Genomic DNA, 24476 nt, shown 5'->3' with positions numbered 1-24476 from the left:
GTTAAAGCCCTATGGCTTGGTACGGCGGCCACAACCAGCCTGGAGTCCTTCTTATGTGCCGAAACCGCACCACGGGCATTTCGGTGCTGCTTCTCCTCGCGATTTCCGTTGCGGCCGGGGCCGAAGACGCGGAACCCGAGTGGACGATGTCGCCGCCGCTATTCCGGCTGGCGAAGTCCGACTCCGATGCACCCGCGACGCTGCTCGACCCGTGCGCAGTCAAGCACGGCGGCCAGTGGCACGTGTTCGCGGGTGGCCCGGGCGGCGTGATGTACTATCCGCTGGACGACTTCAAGCCCGACGGCGCGGTCATCCGCGGTCGGAAGACCTCCGCCGCTGGGCTGGGCGTGCCGCAGGTCTACTACCACCGCGCAAGCAAGAAGTGGCACATGGTCGGCCAGCAGTCGTACAAGGACGGTGACGGGAAAATGTGGTTCACTCCAGTGCTGTCAGTCAACGACACGGTGGGCGACCCTGCCGGCTGGTCGAAGCCCATACCGATGCAAGTCGCGCTGCCACTCGAGGAAAACAAGAGAGCTGCGGGGTGGATGGACTTTTACGTCATCTTCGAAAGCGAGAAGGTTCACCTTTTTGGCACATCGGGCGGCCGGCTGTGGCGGACGGAAACGAAGACCGCAGGCTTTCCGCAGGGCTGGTCGACGCCGGTGTTGGCGCTGAAAGGCAATATCGGCCTTGCGAGCCACACATATCGGCAAGACTCAGATAAGGGTCCCCGCTTTTTCGCCACGATCACGTCAAGTGCTCAAGATCCGGAATCGAAAAAGCACAAGCAGCTTCAGGTGAGTTACATCGCGGAGAAACTTGACGGACCTTGGACACCCGAAAAGGACAAGAAGGACATCCCCTACGTCGGATTCGGCAATTGCATCATTGCAGACCCACGATGGAATCGCGAAATCATTCACGGCGAGCCGTTACGTCACGAAAGCGATGAACGAATGAGGCTGGAAACCGAACCAGCGATGTTTGTGTTCCACGCCAAAGCCAAGCTACAGGATTCCGAGACGGCTGCCACAATTGACTGTCTCGGCATTCTTCAACGCAGGGGGCAATAGCTCTTTTCGAACACTTGAAACGGCATGGAATAACGCCGGTAGTCTGGAAATCATTAAATGACGCTGAGAGGCTACGGAACGAACGATGTAAACTCGCTACGTGGTTCCGTAATTCACGTGCCTGCAACGAATTATGCCGTTCACTTAGGCCTTCGGTCTTTTGATAATCGCTCGCACCCAGTCACATAACGGGTTGTAGGTGGAAGGCAGGTGAAAAGAGTGTCGAATATCAGACCATGCGGCGGCCAATGTGGCCGTCGCATCAAAGACTTCGAGCACAAGCCCCGCCAATCTCGGCCAATAAAGTGCGACGCATCTCGCTCTGCAAATCTCGTCCAAAGTCTCTGCTGTCTCGTTGTCTTACGCCGCTTGGCCCTGGGGTTGCTTGCGAACAGCGTCCTGCTCAGCCTGTGGTCAACTTCACGGGATTCCTGCTTTTTTAATCAATTCCATTCTCAGACGGCTTTTTGCCATCAGAAGGAGTTGCGACTACTGACATCCATGTCGTTCCGATCTTTAACTCGTCGATGTCGTATTTGGCATCTTGAGCCGTGCCGATCCGGACTCCAGCTAGGCGAAAGTCGCATGGTCCCGTGCTACCTACGACTGTCCACGCCGGTGGCTCGTGAGTGTCGAGCGATTCGGATGAGTCGTAGATTCGAAACGACGTTGTCACTTGATCGTGAGTCACAAGTATCTTGCCAATACAAAAGTAGTGCTCATCAACATCGATCACGCGCGCAGCAGACGCGATTGTGCCAACACTCTTGATAAACGGCTGCCGAGCTGACGTGATTCCAAACGTGAACCACTTTCGGGATCGATGACCAGTTCGCTCACCGTCGTTGATCAACGCCAATTCGAAGAATTCATTGGCTGCGCTTTCTGACAACTCATTGACGGCCGAACGCCTCAAAAGAAAGCTAACGTAATAGGCATTTCCCGTGTCCAGTGGCAACGGCTTCTCGAAATCGCGAACAATCGCCTCCCCCGCGGAAAGTCGCAACAGCCTTCGCCCGGATCGCTCGATTCCGAAGACGGTGTCGCTGGGGGTGTTAATGATCTCGCCGAGCTGTCCGCGCCCGCGGCGGCCTGATTGCCAACCGCCGGACCAACCGAAGCCGCTGCGATCTCGCTGGATGCGGCCGGCAAGGTTTTCAAACCCGTCGTAAGCGAGCAATGCCTGCCCGGCTTCATTGCGCACCTCGGCTTCGATTTGCCGCACAAAGAGCCTTTGTCCAATAGGAATCCCTGCGCCGCGACCGGGCTGCGATCTTGAATAACGTCGGGATTCACCGGATTCAATTCGCTCAGTCGCAGTCGCATCATCGTTAGATATGGGCTCCCACAAGATGGCCCCATCGAAGACGTGAACCTCCGTGGACTCGTCACCCAACGATACTGCGTATTCCGTTCCCTCATCGATGATGGTTGCCTCGGGAGTGCTGAGCACAAAGCCATCCGACAGTTCGGTGACATGCACGACAACGTTTCCTGCCAACAACTTGGCGGTGCCAACGTCAAGGATTTCAAATTCACACGGGCCTTCCAAAATCACGTTCGTGCCGGAATCGAACTTCAATTCCGCAACACCGGAGTTAAGCGATAACTTCCGCGACGAAAACCTGCCGCCAGTAATCACGGTCGAATCGTCTTGCCAGACGCAATCGTGCTGTGCCCCGATGGTTCCAACATAAACCACGCGATTGACACCGGCATCGCCGGGCACTTCGACGATCGGCTGCGGTTGATTGCCATCACGAAGTCCCCACATCCACCAGCCGACAGCGATAAATGCGACCGATGCCGCAATGGCGAGCATGACTCGCGCCAAAAGACTTCGGCTCGCAGCACTATGCTGGCGCTTAGTTACGGTGCCTGCACTCTCGTCCTCCGCCGCCCAGGTGCGCAGCGCAGCTTCCACGTCGAGCTGCTCGCGGAAAGCGGCGCGAGCTTGGGGATTCGATTTCAGTTCCACCTGCAAGAGCTCGTGCTGCTCCGGCGTGATGTCGCCGGTAACACAAAGGTCAATCAGTTTTCGAAGTTCTGTTTCGTTCATCTATCCGACCCCCTCTTGGGCAAGCCGAACACGGATACAGTCAATCAGCTTCTCTTTCAGTCTCGCGAGTTGTTTATAGAGTGCCCCACGTTCGCGACCGAGTTCCTCTGCGACCTCAGTAATGGTTGACGTTCCCATATAACTGCGGCGAAGAATCTCCTGCTGCCGCGCCGCAAGATTTTCCATGCAATGGCGAAGTGCCGACAACCGCGACTCACTTAGCTCACCTTCGCATTTGGCTTCTTCGGCCAGTAATTCGACCAATTCCACGTCAAAGTGCAGCCGGCTGCGGCGCTGCACAGTCAAAAAGTTTCGCACTTCGTTGAAAGCGATGCCGCACGCCCAGTGGAAGAAACTACCCTCGGCGTCGAAATCCTGCATCTTTTTCCAGAGCACGATACTCGTCTTCTGAAACACGTCCTCTGCGTCGGCCGGATTAACAAGTTGCTTGGCGATGAAGGAGTAGATGCGGTGTCGATGCTCCATGAGCTGAGCGACAAACAGATCGCTGGCGTTGTCGCTTGCCGTTGATTCGCGATTGTTGGGAGAGTCTGGCATGCCTATATGTTATCCGCGAGGTTCTCGACTCGATCCGTGACTACTTCTTTCGGCGCGACGGCCTTGGCATTCTGATGGTCGGCTATCGTCCCGCAGAGACTCTTCTCTGCATTAGTCACCGAACGGGCTCTCGGAACTCCCTCGAATACCGGGTTTACCGCTTCCCAATTCATTCTCTTACGCTCAGCAGCAAATTAGACGGCAAAAAATCGGATTCTTCGCGATTCCCGCAGAAAACCGCGACGCACCTCCGAAACGGACGTGTCGCGAAGAATTTCACGGAAATCTTCGGGCAATCCGGCAATCGCCGTAAGTAAACCTGGTGTCAAGCCCTGAAGCGAATCGTCCCTGTCCACCAGAGGCAATTTGAAATGCGTTCCATCCTGTGTATCGCTCTGCTGCTCCTGCCCGGAGCCACCTGGGCCGAAGAGACGTTCTTGACCATCCAGCAAGTGCGCGGCAATCAAATTGTGGTCGTCAAGGATGTCGGCGGAACAGGTCGTCGAGGCGGGGGAGCGGCGATGGCTGGGCGTGGCGCTGGCGCGGCGGCAAACCAAACCACGGTTCTCACTGTTCCAGCCGATGCGAAGATAACAACAGCGATGCGCGAGCGACGGACATCCGAGTTTCGTGTCGGCGGTGAGTTGGCCGGCGGCTTGCAACACGGCATTTTCCGAGAAATGAAAGGGCCCCTTTCCGCCCGCATCGTAACGGAAAGTAGCCGTATCACCGAGATCAACGTCATTACGCCGCAGATTGACATCAACCAGTCACAGACGAATGCGAGCGGTCAGACGGTCATTGCAGTCCGCCCGAAACGCCCTCCGGTAAAGAAGAAATAACAGAAGCGAGCATTGCTGTCTGCTTTAAGCAATTCGCATTCTGAACGTTTGCGCCACGAGGTGAAAACCATGCAACATAAGTTCTCGATACTCATCGCATTCTGCTTGCTTTTTCCGACGCTCGTGCGTGCGCAGGAGACCGATCGCGCAAAGACCGAATTCTTTGAAGCAAAGATCCGTCCCGCATTGGTAGCTCATTGTTACGAATGCCATTCGACAAAGTCTGGCAAGTCGCGGGGTAGCCTGAAAGTCGACTCACGCGATGCTCTGCTGGCTGGCGGTGACACGGGGCCGGCGGTTGTCGCGCGTTCGTTGGAAAAGAGCTTGTTGTTTAAGGCGATCACTCACGATGGTGATTTCCAAATGCCTCCCAAAGGAAAACTGCCTGACGAAGTGATCGCTGACTTTCGTAAGTGGATTCTGATGGGAGCGCCCGACCCGCGCGTCACTGAAATCAACCCCGCCGTGAAAACGGTCATTGACGTCGAAAAGGGGCGTGAATATTGGGCGTACCGCCCCCTGGTTCGACCCGAGCCGCCGAGCAGCTCCAATTCGTCCTGGGTACGGACGCCGATCGACCAGTTTACTATTGCGAAGCTCGACGAACACAAGCTGAAGCCGGTTGATGACGCGCCGCTAAGATTGCTTGTTCGCCGTCTGTACTTCGTGCTCACCGGCCTGCCGCCTACGCCCGAAGAAATCGAAGACTGGACGAAAAGGATCGAAACGCAACCGTCCGAAATGGCAAGGCGCGACGCTCTTGCCGAACTCGTCGATCAACAGCTCGAATCGCCGCAGTACGGCGAGCGCTGGGGGCGGCACTGGATGGACGTGGCCCGCTTTGCCGAGTCGACCGGCGGCGATCAGAACAACGTGTTTCAGCACGCCTGGCGGTATCGAGACTGGGTGATCGACGCTTTCAGCAGCGACAAACCATACGACCAATTCATCCGCGAACAGATAGCCGGCGACCTGCTGCCGATCGCTAACGATCAGGAGTGGGCCGATAACGTGATCGCCACCGGCTTCCTCGCGGTGGGCACAAAGCTTGTTGGCGAAGAGGATCAACAGAAATTCTTCGCGGATTTAGTAGATGAGCAGATCGACGCCACGACGCGGGCGTTCCTGGCGACGAGCGTGGCTTGCGCACGATGCCACGATCACAAGTTCGATCCGATTCCACAGTCCGATTATTACGCGCTGGCGGGAATCTTCCGCTCGACCGAAACGCATTACGGTCTGCTGAAAGCGCAGGCACGACAAGCCACAACCCTGCTCGATTTGACTGGCCTGGGGCCACCGGCGGGAACTCCGGAACTCAACGCGGAGGAATACGCAGCGCTTGTCAAAAAACGTGATGATGCCGCCCAGGTAATCGCAGATGCAATGAAGAAGATCCGCGCCGGCGAAAATGTCTTTCGGGGACTGCTCCGTAAATATCGGTCAGATCGTGATGAGACTGAAGCGGCACTGCAAGCTTACTCAAATCGCGGACAGCCTCGCGTGTTTGCGATGGGGACGCAGGATCGCGACCTCCCTTTGGCGACTCGGTTGCTAGTGCGCGGCGAACTTGACAAGCCAGCGCAAAGCGTCCCACGTGGTGTGCTGCAAGTGCTGAGTCCGCGTGGAAAGCACTCTTTGCCCACAGTGAGCAAGGGAAGCGGACGATTAGAATTGGCGAATTGGATCGCGTCGCATCAGAATCCGCTCACTGCCCGCGTCATGTCCAATCGGGTATGGCATTGGATGTTCGGCCGTGGCCTCGTGCGGACGGTTGACGATTTCGGCTCGACCGGTGACAGACCCACGCACCCGGAACTGCTTGATTACCTGGCAATTCGCTTCATACAGAATGGCTGGTCAACGAAAAAGCTGATTCGCGAAATCGCCCTCTCGCGGACCTGGCAACTTTCGACCTCGTTCGACGAGGACAACTTTGCCGTCGATCCCGACAATCAATATCTCTGGCGAATGCACCAGCGACGCCTGGAGGGCGAGGCGGTTCGCGACGCCATGTTGGTCGTCGGCGGCAATCTCGATTTGAAGCGGCAGCCGGGCACTTTGCTTCGCGACGTGGGCGAAGGTAACGTCGGTCAAAACGTCTTCGAGCCTGTGATTCGCGCGATCGATTCGCACCGCCGATCCGTCTACCTGCCGCGGGTTCGCGGGGTGTTGCCCGAAGTGCTCGAGTTGTTCGACGCGCCAGACGCAAGCCTTGTGGCGGGCTCGCGCGAGCAGACGTCCAGCCCGCTGCAATCGCTCTACTTGATGAACAACCCCTTCGTGCAGCGCCAGGCGGAAGGGCTCTCCCAGCGCATCGCCAAACGCCCGCCAAGCGAACAGATCGAATATGCGTATCTGCTCGCCTTGGGCCGCAAGCCACGCGAGGAAGAAAAGCAGCTTGCCAACTCGTTCCTGGACGACGTTGGTAGCGCCCGTTTAAGCACGCAGCAGAAGTTAACAGCCTATTGTCAGGCGTTAATCTGCACCACGGAGTTCTGTTCGATTGATTGATCGTGGCGAAAGCTTTCAGCTTGCGAACCATCACAAGTAGCATTCCCCGCTCCACGGACCAACCATGAAACGAAAACTGTTTTGCTCAAACCAGATCTCGGCCGTTTCGCGGCGACACGCGCTCAAGTCCCTCTCGGCAGGTTTCGGCTTCCTGGCGTTCGCCGGCTTGGCGTCTGCGCATGCTGCTGAGGAAAGGAAAGGCTCGCTATTGGCTCCCCGCGCGCCGCACTTTGAACCGAAGGCGAAGCACGTGATCTTCCTCTGCATGCGCGGCGGGCCATCGCACGTTGACACGTTCGACTACAAACCGCGGCTTCAGCAAGATCACGGAAAGCCGTCGCACTACGGGACTCCTTGGTGCGCGTCGCATTGGAAGTTTCAACAGCACGGCAAGAGCGGTCTGTGGATGTCGGAGCTGTTCCCGAACCTGGCTAAGCAAGCGGACGAGATGTGCTTGTTGCGGGGAATGCACTGCGATCAGCCGGCACATGCGCAAGCGTACTTGCAAATGCACACCGGGCACTTTCAGTTCGTGCGGCCATCGATGGGAGCTTGGTCGCTGTACGGATTGGGTACTGAAAATCAAAACCTGCCCGGTTTTATCTCGATCAATCCGACCTCAGCCAACGGGGGATCCCAGAATTACGGCAGTGCCTTTCTGCCGGCCGCCTATCAAGGGACCAAATTCACCGTCGCCGACAGCAGCGCTCGCAACCGCCGTATCGATCAACTGCGGCGAGGCGAAGTGAATCCCTACGGCATTAACAATGCGGTCAACAAACAACTTTCCAAGCCTGTTCAGCGTGCGCAGCTAGATCTGATCGCATCCGTGAACCGAGACAAGCTGTCACGCGACAAGCACAACCCCATCATTGAAGGAGCAATCGAAAACTTCGAACTCGGCTTCCGCATGCAGGAAGCAGTGCCTGGAGTGATGGATCTGTCAAAAGAGACGAAAGAAACGCTCGCGATGTACGGCATCGAAGAGGATCCGACAGACGGTTTCGGCCGCCAGTGCTTGCTGGCTCGCCGTTTCGTGGAGGCCGGCGTCCGTTTCATCGAACTGGGACATGGCACTTGGGACCAGCACAGTAACCTGCAAACGGCGCTGGCCGATAACTGTGCCGAGACGGACAAGCCCATCGCCGGAATGATCGCCGACTTGAAGCGTCGGGACTTGCTGAAAGACACGCTCATCATTTGGGGTGGTGAATTCGGCCGCACTCCCTACTCGCCCGACGGAAACGGCCGCGACCACAATCACAAAGGCTACACGACGTGGCTGGCCGGCGGCGGTGTCAAAGGCGGGTTCGCGTATGGCGCGACCGACGATCACGGCTATGAGGCCGTCGCAGGCAAGATGCACATTCACGACTGGCACGCCACGATTCTGCACCTCCTTGGTTTCGATCACGAGCGACTCACCTACCGTTACGGCGGCCGAGAGATGCGACTCACGGAAGTGGCGGGTTCCGTAGCCAAAGCGATTATCGCCTAAACCACACACAATAACTGCCTTAACACGTTTCGCTTTATTTTGGAGTTGATATGTCGCGACTTGTAATTGCTTTCGCAGCCGTAATGCTTCTGATTCTGTCTTGCACCAAGCCTACGCATGCTCAGGGACGCAGGCCGTCGCTGCAGTCTCCGAGCGAATCGAATCCTGTCCCCGCAGCACCGATGGGCCGCGGCGCCCCGGGCCGAGCGCCGATGGGTCAAGGCGGAGCATCCAGCGGACCAAGTGCCATGCGAGGTGGTCATGGGCATGGGGGCCAAGCGAGCCCGCTCTTCGCCGCCCTTGATCAGAATAAGGATGGAACACTTTCGGAAGCCGAACTGCGGTCCGCCGCTGCTGTGATGAAGGCGCTCGACAAAGATGGCGATGGGAAACTCTCGCAAGCTGAGTGCCAGCCTGCCGGTGGTGGTCATGGGCATGGAGGAACCAAGGCAGACCCTCAGGCGGAGGCCGCCGCGACCGTGGAAAAGCTGATGACGTTCGACAAAAACGATGACCAAATACTGACGAAGGACGAACTCCCGGAACGCATGCAGGATTTGATTGAACGTGCCGACTCCAACGGTGACGGGATGGTGACGAACGCTGAATTGAAGGCGATGGCCCTGAAAGAACTTGCTCCCGCGAATCCAGCGGTTGGCGCGCCGGGGCGAGGCCGTTTTCGTCAACCGTCGTCGCCGCAGCGGCCTCCGGTAGATGGCGATGCCAAAGAATGAATTCGTTCGCCTCTACCTTTGATCTAATCGGAGGTTCTCTTGAAACAACTCTTAGCTTCCTTGCTCCTTGCACTGTTCGCGTCTCTTGCCAATGGCGAGGAGTTTGTATTTCATCACGAGAATGTGCTCGGCACTTCGGCCGAGTTGCGCATTCACGCCGATTCGCGTTCGACTGCCAACGAGGTGGAGCGGCGAATTCTAGCCGAAGTCGATCGCGTTGCCCGAATTGTTAGCACCTATGATGCTGGCAGTGAAATGCGCCGTTGGATTGCTGGCGAACTCGGTACAAAGGTCTCACCGGAACTATTCGAACTCCTCGTTCGCTGCGATGAATTCGAGCGGCTAACCGGCGGAGCGTTCAATCCGCGAGTTGGATCTGCCTCGGTTCTTTGGAAAGCAGCAAGTAAAGAGGGGAGAGTTCCCGACGACAACCAACTTCAAGAGACGGCGCTGCAATGCGCTCGTGCAGTCTGGAAACTTGACGCTTCGACGCGTCAAGCGGCGATTCTCGATTCGGCTGCAGCAACATTAACGTTCGACGCAATCGCAAAAGGCTTCATCATCGACAAGGCGACACTTGCTGCCTCAAAAGTGCGTGGCGTGACTGGCGTCGTCGTGAACATCGGTGGCGATTTGCGGATAGCCGGCAAAGAATCGCAGCAGGTCTCAATTAGCTCACCAGAGGATGAGTCCAAGCCGATCGCTGTCCTAGCACTCCGCGACAAAGCTGTCGCGACGAGCGGGAACTACCGGCGTTTCTTTGAAATTGATGGCCGCCAACACAGTCACATCCTGGATCCGCGATCAGCCCGCCCCGTCGATCACTCGACCAGTGTCAGTGTGATCGCTGACACAGCCGCTGCAGCGGATGCCGCGGCAACAGCGCTGAGCGTCATGTCTGTTGATGACTCGCTGAAATGGTGTGATGCCCATGAGGGTTATAGTTGTCTGATTCTAGATTCCAAGGGCAATCTGCATCGCAGTCGTCAGTGGCCGGCCAATGAAAAACAGCCCGCGAGTGAAAAGCAGATCGAATTTCCAGTTTCAACCCTCCTGGCTGCAGCCGACGAATGGCCCCGCGAAGCGAAGCTGAATTTTGCATTTGAATTAAACAAACCGGATACAGACCGATATCGACGGCCGTATGTCGCCGTGTGGATTGAGGACGCGGACGGGCTTCCAGTCAGAACACTGATTCTTTGGCTGCAGGAAGGCCGCGGGGCCCGCTGGCATCGGGACCTGAAACGATGGTTCAAACAGGATCAAGTTCGTCAATTGGTGGACGGCAAGAAACTAATCGGGACGGTGTCCGCCGCCACCAGGGCGCCCGGGAGTTACAAGGCCGTCTGGGACGGCAAAGACGATCAAGGCAAGCTCGTAAAGCAGGGCAAGTACACTCTCTACATAGAGGCCGCTCGCGAACATGGTACCTACCAGTTGGCAAGTGCAACCGTTGTGGTGGGTACAAAGAAGCAGGAAGGGACACTCAGGGGAAACGCGGAAATCAAATCGGCCGCGTTTAAGTACCAGCCATGAGCAACGTGCCCTACGACGATCGCGCGTCCGTCGCGAACACATTTACGGGAAGGCGGAATCGCTTCTCTTCACTGATTGCGAAGTGGACGCGCTGGCTACATATCTATGTCTCAATGATCTCGTTAACCATCGTTTTGTTCTTCGGAATAACAGGGATCACACTCAATCACCCATCATGGTTTGGCGGTGACGATGAGTTTGTGCGGGAATGCGCCGGAAAATTGAATCCCGATTGGCTGCGCGGAATCGACAGCACCGCTACTTCATTGAATTCCACATCTGTTGCACGACTTGAGATCGTCGAACACTTGAGACGTATTGATCGAGTACGCGGTGCTGTTGGAGAGTTTACAGTCAATAGCGATCAGATCGCGGTGACATTTCGCGCGCCCGCTTACTCGGCTGATGTCTCTATCGACCGCGATTCGGGAGAGTACGACCTTGTTGAAACATCTCTCGGCACGATTGCATGGCTTAACGATCTGCACAAGGGGCGCGATAGTGGTGACGGTTGGAGTTGGATCATTGATGCCTCGGCGATCTTGATGACAGTGGTTTCGCTGACAGGGCTACTACTGATGTTTTACGTTAAGCGACACCGCAACGCTGGCTTGGTCTCAGCACTTGTTGGTGCCGTAGTGGTAATGGTCGTCTATTTCATATTTGTTCCGAAGTAGGTCGGTGAACCAGAACACGCCCAGCGTTGCAACGCATCCGCGGTTTTGAGCAGATGCGGCTGGCACTCTCCGATGAATAACAGACTTCGTTTAACCAGACAAGAAACTAGCACGCCGTTCCACTGCGCATGCTCGCAGTTGTTTCCGAAAGAGTCGCAAATGTACATTCCAAGAATCGGTATTGTGGGCGGTGGGCCGGGCGGCCTGATGACTGCCTACATGCTGCAAAAGTTAGCGAACTGTCCATTGGAGGTGACCCTCTTCGAAGCGAGTCCGCGCTTGGGAGGAAAAATCTTAACGCCGCAGTTTGCGACTTTTCCCATTCGCTATGAAGCAGGAGCTGCGGAATTCTACGACTATTCCCAGTTTGATGACGATCCGCTGAAAGAACTGATCATGGAATTGGGGCTCCCCATTCGCCCTATGGGTGGCCCATCTGTCGTGATGAATGGCCAGATTCTGGAGAACTGGGATGACATTCGGGAGCAACTGGGCTCGTCAGCCTATCAGTCGCTTGTACAGTTCGATCGGCGTGCGAAAGACCGTATGACGCCGCAAGAGTTCTATCATTCCGACAACCCCGAGGGAACGACGGAGCTTGTCGAGGAGAAACGCTTCGATGACCTGCTGACAACCGTCGCTGAACCAACTGCTCGGGGCTACATCGAAAACATGATCCATAGCGATCTAGCGACCGAGCCGGCGCAGACCAGTATCGGCTATGGCCTGCAGAATTACTTGATGAACGATCCGGCCTACATGCACCTGTATGGCATCGAAGGAGGGAACGAGCGGTTGGTCCAGGAAGTGGCGGCCCGAATCGACGCCCACGTCCGGCTGCAATCACCGGTTCAATCGGTAGAGAAAGTCGGACGGCAGCTTCGCATCGCGTCCAATCACCAAGGCGTGCCAAGTGAAGACGATTTCGATTACGTCGTACTCGCGCTCCCTCACAACCGCTTCAACACGGTTGCTTATCGTGGCGAGACGCTGGCAGCAGCCCTGCGTTCGCATCATGCGCACTATGATTATCCCACGCATTATCTGCGAATCACCATTTTGTTCGAGCAACCGTTCTGGCGCACTTCCTGCACCGACTCCTACTGGATGCTCGACAAATTTGGGGGATGTTGTTTGTACGACGAGTCTTCGCGTGACCCCAACATCACCCACGGCGTGCTGGGGTGGCTGTTGGCCGGTCAAGCGGCTGAAGAAATGAGCGACCGCGACGACGAGGAATTGCTGGCACAAGCGCTCGATTCCCTCCCTTTCTTCCTGGAGCCTGGTCGGCACACCATGTTGGAAGGGCGAGTGCATCGATGGACCGGCGCGGTCAATGCCATTCCTGGCGGCTTACAAGCTCGGACTCTTGATCGCCGACATCAACCCGAACCCGAGGACCATCCCAATTTGTTTGTGGTGGGGGATTATTTGTTTGATTCAACTTTGAATGGCGTGCTCGAGTCTGCGCAGTATGTAGCATCGTGGTTGGCAGCACGGTTGACGATTTATTCCGAAAGTGACACATGATTCTGACTAGCGAAACGCGTTACCAACCAAACCATTCCACACTTTCTACGAACGGTTTTGCTACGTTACCGGAGGGAGCGGCGCTGCAACGGATCGCCTTCGTTGCCAAGCCTGCGCCAGGCCAGGAAGTGTTGTTGACCTTCCCACCTCCCATTCACCAGCGGGCCGTGGTTCTGGCGAATGATTCCAACTCTGCCGAAGACGAGAAACCGGCCGTCACATTGTTGGCGGTTCCCAGTTCGTCCAGAGCTGCAAACCACGGGAGCGATGGCGAATGCAAGGGGCAGATGCAGCACTGGGTCGAGGCAGCAGAAAGTTCCTGCGCCGCTGTCGCGCAATGGATGACGTTTCAGGGAACGCAAATCTGCTGGACCCCTCAGCGCTGTGCCATCCTGGCCCCTGCCGAACGTCTAGAGTCTGTGAAGCGGGCGGTGATTGAGGTCTACTTTTACGAATCCGAACTAAACGAGATCGAACGGAGTTTAGGCGAAGCGTGGCCTGCAATGGAAGCGGACATGCCGTTGGCCTTTGAGTTCAAAGAGCAATCGCTCGGCAAACACCAAACACTGCAACGACGCTTTCAGCAAGTGTTGTTATCGCGTGCCCGACTGGCACGCTTGGGGCCGTTTGTGCATACACCACATCTGCATCCACCCACGCTGGCCAGCCAGATCGGCGAGCGGTTCCGCGAGCGTACTCGGATGATGCATCGCCATGAGTTCCTGGGGGAGCAACTCGAGGTCTTTGAACGCGTTTACGAAATGTGCGGCCAACGGGCGAGTGACTTCAAACTCGCCCGCACAGGTCACATGCTGGAGTGGGCGATTATTGTGCTATTGGTAGCGCAGTTGCTGCTGTCGGGTTTCGAAGTACTGACCAGCATCGAGCCTGCCAGCGCTCAACCCACGATCCCCACTACGACGCACGTGGTATCGTAAGCAATGCGATTTCCTTCGATAGATATCCTTCGTACCTTCGCCATCTTTGTGATGGTGCTGGTACACTTCGGCGAGAACCTGTCCGGCTTCACGTCGCCATTCACCGGTTTTGGGGCACCGCTGTTCGCATTCCTCAGTGGCGTTAGTTATTACCTTTGGGTGCAAGGGCAGACAGCCCGCGGCACGAGTGAAGAAGATATCTCCAAGGTCTCCATCCGCCGTGGCCTGTTTGTGATCGGTATCGGCTTCGCGTTCAACATTCTCGTGTGGCTGCCCGAAGATACCTTCAACTGGGATGTTCTCACGTTTGTGGGTACCGCTCTGATACTGCTCAATGGTTTTCGCCGCCTGCCGCTGCCGATCGTAGTGCTGGCCGCAGCGATGGCACTGCTGGTGAGTCCCATCTTTCGCGGGCAAGCCGATTATGCCGCCTATTGGGAAAACGGTTACTTCGAATGCGACCTCACATTGTCCGATGTGCTGATCGGCTTTTTGTGTACCGGCTACTTTCCCATCTTCCCTTGGATCGCATTTTCGCTGGGCGGATATGTCGCCGCCGCCACGCTGTTCGCCGAGACCGACAACGACGAACCGCTCCCCTCGCTTTGGCCGCTGGTTCTGTTAGGGGCCGCGTTGATCGCGACATCGCTGCTCGCGCGTCTGTCACGGCCGTACTTGCCGGCGGTGCTCGCCAACAACTACTTGGGGGGCTGGACCATGTTTCCACCCACGATTGGATACGTGCTCGGAACCTTGGGGATGACCCTGATGCTGCTGGGACTCGCGCACCGCTTGATCGATCACAACCCACGGGCCTTGCGATGGAATGGCTTGCTTAACATCGCCAAAACGTTCAGTCGTTATTCATTCACCATCTACATCTTGCATCATGTGGTTCACTTGTGGCCCCTCTGGATCTACGGCTGGGCCAATGGCTTCGAGCCGACCTATTTTTGGATGAAGGCGATGCCGATCACGACGTCGCTCCTGCTGGCCCTCGTGTTTCTCGCCGGCTGCTATGGCATCCTGCGACGACTTGGCCCTGATCGAACCTACGGCATTGAATCGTGGATGCGTTGGCTCTGTGATTGAACAGACTGGGTCTCGCATTTTGGCAGCAAGTTCTGCGCAAGTTCAAACGACGACTTCGGGTACGGACCAGCCACCCACGGCGTCCGATGATTCGCGCGATACCACTCTGCAGTTCGGCTATTCTCGCCGAGCACGTAGCCGATATTTTGGATGCGGCTGAGGACTGGAAACAGTTCCTTCCGCGTTCGCTGATACTGCGAGCGGAAGTTACAGGTGAAGCACTTCGGGTTGCGGGTACACGAGTTGGTGATTAGCCATACCAGCCGCTTGCGGTCGACGCCCCAGCCCAACGGCGTCCAGATCGGGCGGGTGTTGCAAAGGTGGCTTTGCTCGGGTGTCGGTTCGGACTTCGGCTTCCCTTCCGTAGCACTCGAACCGACGACCCGGCGGTCAACAGGTGCTTGATTTAGTTCTCGAAAGTTCATTGTGAAGCAGTTCCGTCTTCCACCGGGTACATGACCATGTACACGCCGGAATACGGAAGTGCCTTATGATTCGTAACCTGCTTCTTCTGCAGCACTTACACGCCCGGTCCTTATGGACCCCGAGCTGAATCGCCGTAACCCACTAACTTAAAACGCCCTTCACAACGTGCCCGTGAATGTCCGTCAGTCGGAAGTCACGGCCCTGATACTTGAATGTAAGCCGTTCGTGATCAACGCCCAACAGGTGCAGGAGTGTGGCGTTAAGATCATGCACGTGGACAGGGCTCTCGGTGATGTTGTAACAATAGTCGTCGGTCGCGCCGTAGGTGAGGCCACCTTTGATGCCGGCGCCGGCGAGCAGCACCGTGAAGCAGCGCGGGTGATGGTCGCGGCCGTAGTTTGTCGCTGTTAATCCGCCTTGCGAGTAGATGGTGCGGCCAAATTCGCCGCCCCACACGATGAGCGTCTCGTCCAGCAGTCCGCGCTGTTCGAGATCAGTGATGAGGGCGGCCGTCGCCTGGTCGGTGTCCTTGCATTGGCCCTTGATCGCGGCCGGCAAGCTGCCGTGATGATCCCAACCCATGTGGAACAACTGCACGCAACGGACGTCGCGCTCGGCGAGCCGACGCGCGAGCAGACAATTGGCCGCATAACTGCCGGGACGCTTCACGTCCTTCCCGTAAAGATCGAGTGTTTCCTGCGACTCTTTCGAAATGTTGAGCAGATCCGGCACGCTGGTCTGCATGCGAAAGGCCATTTCGTATTGCGCGATGCGGGTTTGGATTTCCGGATCGCCGACCACTGCGCCATGTTGGCCGTTGAGCGCGGCCAGGCGATCGAGCGTGCCGCGGCGGGCCTCGGCAGTGACGCCGGGCGGGTTCGAAAGATACAGCACAGCATCGCCCGAATTGCGAAACTTCACGCCCTGATGTTGCGACGGCAAAAAGCCCGAACCCCACAAACGATCGTAGAGAGGTTGATCATCGGGCCGGCCGCTGCCGAACGAAGTTAGCACGACGTAGGCTGGCAGATTCTCGCAGACACTGCCCAGGCCATAAGTGACCCAAGAGCCGATGCTCGGTCGGCCAGCCAGTTGATGTCCGGTCTGGCAGAACGTGATGGCCGGGTCGTGGTTGATCGCCTCGGTGTACATCGAGCGAATCATGCAGAACTTGTCGGCCAGCTTGGCCATCGCGGGCGTGAGTTCGCTGAACCACATGCCGCCGTTGCCATGCTGGGCGAACTTGAACATCGAAGGGGCGACGGGAAACGTCTTTTGTCCGGACGTCATCGTCGTCAAGCGCTGCCCCTTCCGGATCGACGCGGGCAAATCTTCGCCGCGATGCTTCTCCATTTCCGGCTTAGGATCGAAGAGATCCATCTGCGACGGCGCGCCGGACTGGAACAGGTAAATGATCCGTTTTGCCTTGGGTGCAAAGTGCGGCAGACCAGCGAGCGCTGGATGCGGAGTGGCTGCAGCGCTCGGCGCAGCGGCGGCCGATGGCTGCAGTAAGCCAGTAAGTGCTGACAAGCCGACCGCCGTGCTCCCCTGCAAGAAGATGCGGCGATTGAGTGAGTCGGCGAATTGAGGATTATTAAATGGATTGGTCATGTTCTCTATTCCTTCGTCACAAACTCATCGAGATTCAGCAGGACATTCGCCGTCAGCGCATATGCGGCCAGTTCCGCGGGCGGCAGCGCCGCATTGGCCTTCGCTTCGCCGACGTTGGCCAGTTTCTTAGCGGCCGCTTCATCTGCAGTAAACCGCTTCAGATCTTCCGTGAGGCCATCGGCCAGCACTTTCAACTCCGTCGCAGTGGGGCGGCGACCTACTGCCAGCCGAAAGCCATACTCGATCCGCTGTTCCGGCGAAGCGCCACCTTCCTTCAGCATTCGCTCGCCCAGTTTGCGAGCCGCTTCGACGAAGGTGACTTCGTTAAGGAGCGACAAGGCCTGCAGCGGCGTATTGGTCTTCGAGCGCTTGATCGTGCAAATCTCACGATTGGGCGCGTCGAAGAGGAGCATCGTCGGTGGGGCGGCCGTTCGCTTCCAAATCGTGTACATCGTGCGACGGTAGAGTCCTTCGCCTTTGTCATTCTTGTAACCGCGGAGGTTGCCGTACTTGCTGGTTTCGTCCCACACGTTTGGCGGCATGTAGGGCCGCACACTGGGGCCGCCAATCTTGTCGACCAGCAAGCCGCTCACCGCCAGCGCCTGATCGCGGATCAACTCGCCTGTCAAGCGAAAGCGCGGGCCATGCGACAACAGGCGATTGTCGGGGTCACGGGCGATCGTGGCCGCGGTGACATGCGACGACTGCTGATAGGTTTCACTCATCACGATCAGCTTCTGCAGCGCTTTCATATCCCACCGCTGAGCAGGCACGCCGTTCACGGCTGGGCTGACTGTCGGTTGCATGAATTCGCAGGCGAGCCAGTCGAGCAAATCGGGATGGCTGGGGAACTCCGCTTGCGAACCGAAATTCTCGGCGGTTTTGACGAGCCCGGTGCCGAAGAACTTTTCCCATTGGCGATTCACCCACACGCGAGCAGTGAGTGGATTCGAGTCGTGCACGATCCACTTGGCAAAGCCCAGACGATCGTTCGCAACGCCGGCGGGGAGTGGTGGCAGAAATGCAGGCAATCCGCGCGAAACCTTTTCGCCGGGCTGGTCGTATTCGCCGCGTTTCAACAAGAAGGCTTGCCGCGGCGCGATTTCTTTCATCACCATCGTGGTCGGCAGATCTTCACGATAATTCTTTTCTGCAAGCTTCGCTTTGGCGACGGCATCTTGCGCTGCCTTTAATCCGCCAGAAGAGTTGTCGAGGAAGTATTTTTCGATCAGCTTCTTCTGAGCGGCGGTTCGCTTGCGGGTGTCGACGAGCAGTGCATCATGCACTCCCTGCGGAATCGCATTCCCTTCCAGTCCGAGTGTTTCCGTCGGCGCGCTCGAAGTCGACACGCGGAAGCGGCCGATGTTGTGTTGCGCATGCATCGACTCATGGCGGAAGACAATCTTCAGCGTGGCGTCTTCGGCGATCTTCAGCGGCTCCTTAGCTACTAGGAGCAACTTCCGCGTGAGTCGCTTGTCGGGATCGTTGCCGTTGACGGCCCAGCCGGTCAGATCGCCTTTGCCGCTTTTGTCGCGATTGTTCAAGATCGCCGCCGCCGGCCAATTGGGTTGTTCGTAATCCGCAGCAATGCGGGCGAATTCCACAGATTGCGCGGCTCCGGTTGCAGGCACAATCTCCGCCGCGACGCCTGTTAAAACGTAGTTGCCATTCGAGGCCCGCCCGAGGCTTTGATTGGGCATCGAAGCATCCGGGATCGTTTCGACCAGAATGCCACTCAGTGTCGAGCCCTTGGCAACGGCGGCCTTAAACTCATACACGTCATTCGCAGGATTCTTCCCGCCCGGCAGCCAACTGCTGTCGTCGAGTTGCTGGAACGTTGCTCCGCCGGCGAGCGACTTTACTTCGACTTTCGCCATCACTTGCCAGGTCAGCGGTGCATTGGTGAGCGATTCACGCAGCTTGGTCTCCCACGCTGCCTGCAAACTGGTGAGATCCTTTTTCGCAGCCGCGAGCGAGTCTTCCTTCTCGAGCGTGATGGCTGCTAACTCTGCCAACTTCGCATCGTCGGCTGGCGTTTTCATCGTGAACAGCGGCGGCGTGTTCTCTCCGTTCTTTCCCGCCGGCGAGAGAACGCCTGATTCGTCCACCGAATTGAAATACGCGAAGAGCTGAAAAAACTCCTTTTGCGAGATTGGATCGTACTTGTGATCGTGGCAGCGGCAGCAATTGACGGTGAGGCCGAGCCAGGTGAGGCCAGTCGTCTCGACACGATCGATCACGGTTTCGACAAACCACTCTTCGACGATGCGGCCTCCTTCGCCATTCAAGCGGTGGTTGCGGTTGAAACCCGTCGCGATGATTTGTTCGCTGGTCGCATTCGGCAACATGTCGCCAGCCAGTTGTTCGATCGTGAATTGATCGAAGGGCTGATTGCGATTGAAGGCGTTGATCACCCAGTCACGCCAGCCCCAGATGTCGCGGCTGCCGTCGCTTTGAAAGCCGTTGCTGTCGGCATAGCGAGCGTAGTCGAGCCAGGGCAGGGCCATTCGTTCGCCATAGGCGGGTGACATCAACAGGCGGTCGACGACTCTTTCATAAGCCTGTGGCGAATTGTCCGCGAGAAACGCATCCATCTCCGCGATCGTCGGCGGCAAGCCGGTGAGATCGAGTGTTGCACGGCGCAGGAGCGTGGCCTTGTCAGCCTGCGGCGCGGGATGCATTCCCGAAGTTGCCAGGCGGGCGCGGATGAACTTGTCGATGAGATTGGTGATTGTTGGTGCAGTAGCGGGAACTTCGGGGCGCACGGGTGCGATGAACGCCCAGTGCCCTTCGTATTTGGCACCTTCGGCGACCCATTGCTTCAGCGTTGCGATCTGGGCCGGCGTGAGAACTTTTCCGGACTTCGCCGGCGGCATGTGCAGATCGGCGTCCGTCGAAACGATGCGCCGAATCAGTTCGCTGGCGTCCGGCTTGCCGGGAACGATTGCGGTCTCGCCCGAATCAAGTTTCGCAGTCGCTGACGCGAATAAATCCAGCCTCAATCCCGCTTCGACTTTGCCGCTGTCGGGACCATGGCACGTAAAACAAGTATCCGACAGGATCGGCCGGATATCCCGGTTGAATTTAATTCTAGGCTCGTCGGCCCAAGTCGCAGCAGCAATCGCGAGGATCATAGCAACGACAGAACCGTAACGGAGAGATTGCATCCTATGCCTCATCAGGCGGAAAATTCGAAGCGATCAGGGGAAGCATCTATTGTAGCATCTGCTCAAGAAATGGGTGCATTATTAGCGTGGCTATCGCCTGATGGGCAGTCTGTTTGGCTTCATCGCAAGCCCGCCTTTGCTGGCAAGGTTGCCGCCTTTAGCGCTTGGCATTTCACTCCCTACATCATTAACTGCGAACGATGCGGCTTTCCGGTCATGGGAGGCTGGGAGTCCCTGCCAGAGCCAGAGCCGAACCCCAAGCAGCAACTGCTCGACGAATTGATCGCAGATACCACTCGACCCAATTCGGCGGAAGTCATCGATTCGTTTCTCTATCAGGCAGCGCGCGAGCATCTGTTGCGACATCAGCCACGCGTGATGTTCATTGGCTTTCTCGAAACGGATGCCTGGGGGCATGCCGGCCGCTACGACAGCTTATTAACGTCGGCCCATGCCGTCGATCAGTACATCCAGCGACTTTGGGAGACGATGCAGTCACTGGAACAGTATCGAGGCAAGACCACGTTCATCATCTCGACCGATCACGGTCGCGGCTCGGGACTAATCGATTGGAAAAATCATGGCCAAAAGATCGAAGGGGCCGAAGACATGTGGATGGCATTTCTGGGACCGGATACAGCTGCTCTGGGCGAACGAACAAACTGCGAACGCGTGACCCAGAGTCAAATCGCAGCCACCCTCGCCGCCCTCCTCGGCGAAAACTACCAGGCGGCCGTGCCGCATGCGGGAGCCGTTCTGAAACAAGTTTTGCTGCCTGGCCGTTAGCCATCCTTCGACGGCTTCGGCTCCGCAACCTATCAATGACTGGCCGCATGGCTAGGTCATTCGCTGGTCCACACCTGTGGTCTCAATCTTCGGTCGAATTCTTCCAGCGGATAGAAGATGACCAGGGCCAAATAGCTTCCGGGGTACGGCAAAGGCAGCAGCAGCAAGACGCTGGCGAAGACAAGGGGAACGCGAGTGGTCATCGCTGGCAGTTCTAAGGACCGTAATGGCTCCTGGAAATCAGGATATACGTAACACGATCTTGATCGTCGAAATGCCAAGTGGCTGTCACAAGTTCAGCGAGCATGTAGCCCGCCGATCCGCGCGCCACGACGGCTTCAATGGTTCTTTGCTCATTGGGTGCCAATGAAGGAAGTACTTGCGATCCAGCCCCATCGTTGAAATTCTTCGCGATAAACGCCAACACATCTTTTGCACTGGTTCCCCGCGGAGTTCCAGTTAGCAGTCTGCGACGAATCAATTGATCGCTCTGGCCGCTGTGCACTACCTGATTGCACCCGCCAAGGTAGAACGCTGCCGCGATGATCACTGGCATAAAAGTTGTGACCGCCAGAAGCTTCGAGAGTTTGAACCGCAAGATTGGCGTCATCGTTCTATTCTACACGCGAACGAAAGAGCCCTGCCAGAGTCATGGAGCCGTAGCTAGTAAACCGCACTCGATCCCTTCGTTGTCCAGATCGGCGAATGACTAGAGCTTGTCCGTGACTCTCCCATTAGGCAGGCTGGCTACTTCCGAGGCCTCTCGGATTTTCCACGCTCGGGAACGGCTCGTGAGACATTTGTTTCCTCGCTGTTGACTCAGCTGCGGATCTCAATAGCTAAAAAGAAGGAAGCCGGCCGCCCGCAGGCGGCCGGCTTTGCGAATCTCCTGCAACTGATGATTGCTTAGCCGTTCGCGTACCGCAGGGCCTTCAGAATCGTCGGTTCGGACTTGCTGAAGTGCGCTGCCGCGGTTTTGACCGTCGAGCCCTCCAACTGCATGAACTCAGCGACCAGTGCGGCGTTAAGCCGAGCCCAGTTGCGCTTATTGGGCCTTGCCGGCAGCTTGCCAGTTAGAGTGCCTCCCTCGGTTTTCTCCGCTTCACGCAGCGCTTGACGAATTGTGGGGATACTCACATTGAAGTGGGTGGCCAACTCGGCCATTGAAGCGTAATGCTCTTGCCGATGCGCGGCAACCGCTGACGCATTCCGCCGAGCCCAGGACGTGGGAGCGGGGATCGTCAACACATGCGACACGAACAACTCCTGCCCCAACCCGGCAAACCGATGAGGGTCCACCGCGAACGCGTTGGCCGCATCGAGCACCTCGTCGTCGTGAATGACCGCACGAGCATCACGCTTGGTCCGGCGGCGAGGGTCGAAGCTTGCACTTCCATCGGCAGCCGTTCTCTGCGATTCCGACTCAGTCCATTCCAATGGAATGAAGTCCAGATCGCCCGCGAGGGCGCCGAGCTTGCAAAGTTTGATTTCGCACCGGCCATCCCGGAAGCAATGGATGCCCTCGATGTGCTGCGCGAGCACGAGACTTGTCGCCGAAGGATTCGCGCTCAGCATCGCCTCGGCGAGATGCTGCAGCCGATCCACGATCACTTCTGCATTCAACACCTCCGCTTCGATCCGCTCGCTGGCTGCCAGCGAATCGATTTCCGCGGTCAACCGACTCAGTTGCGTTTGCGCTTCGTTTAGCTGCTTTCCGAGCATGTCGCGGACGGCCGCCGACAGATCGCGATTACCGAGCGACATCACCCAACCCTGCGACTGTTCCTCCACAGCCTTCTGCGCTGCTTGGAGGCTCGGAAGCCGATTGGGCTGGTCGGCCCGCTGCCGCGCGAACGCCGCTTGGGTGAGCTGCACCAATTCCTGCACCGCCGGAGAATCGGTGCTGCAATCCGCCAAGCCCAACCCCGCGCGAATGATGCCATAGGCTTCTTCGCGCAACCACTGTTCCGGAACGAAGCGATCATTCACGCAGATTTTCCCCTGCTTGTACCCTGCGCAGCCGTAATAGACGTACCGCCGTTTGTTCCCGTTCTTGTCGACGTAGGGGATCCCGGAGGAAGCGGTCATCGCGCGGCCACACTCGGCGCAGAGCACCAAGCCTGACAACGGATAGCGGAGGGCAATGCCAGGAGCACACAGCCCCGCAATCCCAGAATTGCTGGTCTCCGCAGCGACCCTGCGACGATTCCGTGCCTTGCGCAGGTCGTTGACCCGCTCCCAGCGATCTTTGTCGACGATGGCAGCACAATACTCGGGCACACGCAGCCAGTCGCATTCGGGGACGTCGTGCAGCACCCGCACATCCTGGACGATGTCGCCCGTCTGCTTGTTCCAGATGAACTCGCCCACATAAATCCGCCGCTTCAGGATCTCTGCAACGGTCGCCCCCGACAGTTTGCCGACCAGATCGGTAACGCGCGAGTCGGCATTCAGCGTGACGGCCACGCGTGTCGCACCGAAGCCATGTTCATCGGCAAGGCGAAACATCTCCTCGACGACCCACTGCGTTCGCGGATCAGGTTCGAGCACGTTGTGCGCTACGGTTTCTACCCCGGCGACGTTTTTCATGACCGGCCGCAGCCGCATCCCCAGGGGGACCGGACCACCGGCCCACTGCTTCTGGCGAATGGCGTCGGCTTTACCGCGCCGCACCTGATGCCCCTTCACGCGGCCTTCTTCGCGCGAACGAGCCTCGTCTAAGGCCGTCATGACTTGACCGGCGACGGTTGTGGGGTCGGCGAAGTTATTGTTGGCGGTCACGACCAGCACGCCCTGCCGCTCGAGCTTCGCCCGGTACTCGCCGCCACGCCGCGAACGCGAGAAGCGATCGTAGGTGTCGACCACGACGAGATCAACCGTAATCACGCGCGACCGAATATCGCGGAGCATCCGTTGGTATTCCGGGCGCTTTTCGTCGTAGCGGCCCGAGATTGCTCGGTCGATATACGTGCCGACGACAACCCACGGGTAGCTAGCGCGCCGCAGCCTTTCCTGGATTTCGATGATCTGCGACTCCGGCGAACGTTCATTCTGAGCTGCCGATGACATCCGGGCATAGATGGCAATCTGGTACGCCCTCAATGGGTTATAAGAAGACTGATTCATTGTTCGGGATCCCTTTTCTTTATCGATTGAAGATGGCAACGAGCAATGACCTCCGCGATGTGCGCCAGCAGCGACCTACGTCGTGCCGCCTGGATCTCTCGCGTGAGTTCCAGCAGGTTTTGTTGATTGCTCTCGATGCGTAAGGGAATTCCGGTCGCGATTGCGAGGAGACGCTCCCGCAGCGAATTGGTCGGTGGCTCGCTGGATTGTTCCGGCGAACCAGGTGGTGGATGCGGCATGATTCATTCCTTGGTTTTGTTAGGGAGGAAAACTCGCTAGCATCCGCAGACGTTGCGAGCCAAAAAG

At 57.5% G+C, this 24476-nt stretch carries 19 protein-coding genes; 11 read left to right on the top strand and 8 right to left on the bottom strand.

Annotated features, from left to right (window positions below; genetic code table 11):
* The first annotated feature begins 11 nt into the window (after positions 1 to 11).
* Positions 12 to 1076 (top strand): non-reducing end alpha-L-arabinofuranosidase family hydrolase, encoded by a 1065-nt coding sequence (locus ETAA8_RS20895; RefSeq protein ID WP_145092816.1) that lies wholly within the window; start codon positions 12 to 14, stop codon positions 1074 to 1076.
* Between the two features lie 439 nt (positions 1077 to 1515).
* On the opposite strand, the gene ETAA8_RS20890 is transcribed toward ETAA8_RS20895, so the two are convergent.
* Both ETAA8_RS20890 and ETAA8_RS20885 read right to left on the bottom strand, forming a co-directional pair.
* Positions 1516 to 3135 carry a FecR domain-containing protein gene (locus ETAA8_RS20890; RefSeq protein WP_145092813.1) on the bottom strand — a complete coding sequence of 540 codons (1620 nt, stop codon included), beginning with the start codon at positions 3133 to 3135 and terminating at the stop codon, positions 1516 to 1518.
* A complete protein-coding gene (locus ETAA8_RS20885) occupies positions 3136 to 3693 on the bottom strand; it encodes a sigma-70 family RNA polymerase sigma factor (protein ID WP_238397447.1) in 558 nt (185 codons plus the stop codon).
* A 371-nt stretch (positions 3694 to 4064) separates the two neighbouring features.
* Between ETAA8_RS20885 and ETAA8_RS20880 the strand changes: the two genes are divergently transcribed.
* The 9 genes from ETAA8_RS20880 (at position 4065) to ETAA8_RS20840 (ending at position 15054) form a co-directional block, all read left to right on the top strand.
* Positions 4065 to 4535: a hypothetical protein gene (locus ETAA8_RS20880; RefSeq protein ID WP_145092810.1), complete on the top strand. Its 471-nt coding sequence runs from the start codon at positions 4065 to 4067 to the stop codon at positions 4533 to 4535.
* A 69-nt stretch (positions 4536 to 4604) separates the two neighbouring features.
* Positions 4605 to 7049 (top strand): PSD1 and planctomycete cytochrome C domain-containing protein, encoded by a 2445-nt coding sequence (locus tag ETAA8_RS20875; RefSeq protein WP_145092807.1) that lies wholly within the window; start codon positions 4605 to 4607, stop codon positions 7047 to 7049.
* A 64-nt stretch (positions 7050 to 7113) separates the two neighbouring features.
* Positions 7114 to 8547, top strand: a complete 1434-nt coding sequence (locus tag ETAA8_RS20870; protein WP_145092803.1) for a DUF1501 domain-containing protein — start codon at positions 7114 to 7116, stop codon at positions 8545 to 8547.
* Between the two features lie 50 nt (positions 8548 to 8597).
* The gene (locus ETAA8_RS20865; RefSeq protein WP_145092800.1) at positions 8598 to 9281 is read left to right on the top strand and encodes an EF-hand domain-containing protein; all 684 of its coding nucleotides are present in this window, start codon (positions 8598 to 8600) and stop codon (positions 9279 to 9281) included.
* Positions 9282 to 9320: 39 nt separating this feature from the next.
* Positions 9321 to 10817, top strand: a complete 1497-nt coding sequence (locus tag ETAA8_RS20860) for a DUF2271 domain-containing protein (RefSeq protein ID WP_145092797.1) — start codon at positions 9321 to 9323, stop codon at positions 10815 to 10817.
* Positions 10814 to 11494 (top strand): PepSY-associated TM helix domain-containing protein, encoded by a 681-nt coding sequence (locus ETAA8_RS20855; RefSeq protein WP_145092794.1) that lies wholly within the window; start codon positions 10814 to 10816, stop codon positions 11492 to 11494. Before ETAA8_RS20860 ends, ETAA8_RS20855 begins: the two co-directional genes overlap by 4 nt.
* Before the next feature lie 159 nt (positions 11495 to 11653).
* Positions 11654 to 13024, top strand: coding sequence for a flavin monoamine oxidase family protein (locus ETAA8_RS20850; protein WP_145092792.1), 1371 nt, complete (start codon positions 11654 to 11656; stop codon positions 13022 to 13024).
* Complete coding sequence (locus ETAA8_RS20845) at positions 13021 to 13962, top strand: hypothetical protein (RefSeq protein ID WP_145092789.1); 942 nt, start codon at positions 13021 to 13023, stop codon at positions 13960 to 13962. Before ETAA8_RS20850 ends, ETAA8_RS20845 begins: the two co-directional genes overlap by 4 nt.
* Before the next feature lie 3 nt (positions 13963 to 13965).
* On the top strand, positions 13966 to 15054 hold the full coding sequence (locus tag ETAA8_RS20840; protein ID WP_145092786.1) for a heparan-alpha-glucosaminide N-acetyltransferase domain-containing protein: 1089 nt from the start codon (positions 13966 to 13968) through the stop codon (positions 15052 to 15054).
* Here the strand turns inward: ETAA8_RS20840 and ETAA8_RS20835 are convergent.
* The 3 genes from ETAA8_RS20835 to ETAA8_RS20825 form a co-directional block, all read right to left on the bottom strand.
* Positions 15015 to 15479: a hypothetical protein gene (locus tag ETAA8_RS20835; RefSeq protein WP_145092783.1), complete on the bottom strand. Its 465-nt coding sequence runs from the start codon at positions 15477 to 15479 to the stop codon at positions 15015 to 15017. The two genes, ETAA8_RS20840 and ETAA8_RS20835, sit on opposite strands and share 40 nt — an antisense overlap.
* Before the next feature lie 142 nt (positions 15480 to 15621).
* Positions 15622 to 17091, bottom strand: coding sequence for a DUF1501 domain-containing protein (locus ETAA8_RS20830; protein ID WP_145092780.1), 1470 nt, complete (start codon positions 17089 to 17091; stop codon positions 15622 to 15624).
* A gap of 5 nt (positions 17092 to 17096) precedes the next feature.
* Complete coding sequence (locus ETAA8_RS20825) at positions 17097 to 20258, bottom strand: PSD1 and planctomycete cytochrome C domain-containing protein (protein ID WP_145092778.1); 3162 nt, start codon at positions 20256 to 20258, stop codon at positions 17097 to 17099.
* Positions 20259 to 20327: 69 nt separating this feature from the next.
* On the opposite strand from ETAA8_RS20825, the gene ETAA8_RS20820 reads away from it, so the two are divergent.
* Complete coding sequence (locus ETAA8_RS20820; protein WP_145092775.1) at positions 20328 to 21044, top strand: alkaline phosphatase family protein; 717 nt, start codon at positions 20328 to 20330, stop codon at positions 21042 to 21044.
* A gap of 56 nt (positions 21045 to 21100) precedes the next feature.
* Here ETAA8_RS20820 and ETAA8_RS34805 read toward each other — a convergent pair whose 3' ends face one another.
* The 3 genes from ETAA8_RS34805 to ETAA8_RS20810 form a co-directional block, all read right to left on the bottom strand.
* A complete protein-coding gene (locus ETAA8_RS34805; RefSeq protein WP_202921138.1) occupies positions 21101 to 21247 on the bottom strand; it encodes a hypothetical protein in 147 nt (48 codons plus the stop codon).
* A gap of 11 nt (positions 21248 to 21258) precedes the next feature.
* Positions 21259 to 21654 (bottom strand): hypothetical protein, encoded by a 396-nt coding sequence (locus ETAA8_RS20815; protein WP_145092772.1) that lies wholly within the window; start codon positions 21652 to 21654, stop codon positions 21259 to 21261.
* A gap of 296 nt (positions 21655 to 21950) precedes the next feature.
* On the bottom strand, positions 21951 to 24170 hold the full coding sequence (locus ETAA8_RS20810) for a recombinase family protein (protein ID WP_145092768.1): 2220 nt from the start codon (positions 24168 to 24170) through the stop codon (positions 21951 to 21953).
* Positions 24171 to 24476 lie beyond the last annotated feature (306 nt).

It is taken from the genome of Anatilimnocola aggregata (assembly GCF_007747655.1).
GTDB classification, from domain to species: Bacteria; Planctomycetota; Planctomycetia; order Pirellulales; family Pirellulaceae; genus Anatilimnocola; species Anatilimnocola aggregata.
This window is presented reverse-complemented; position numbering and strand designations above follow the sequence as displayed.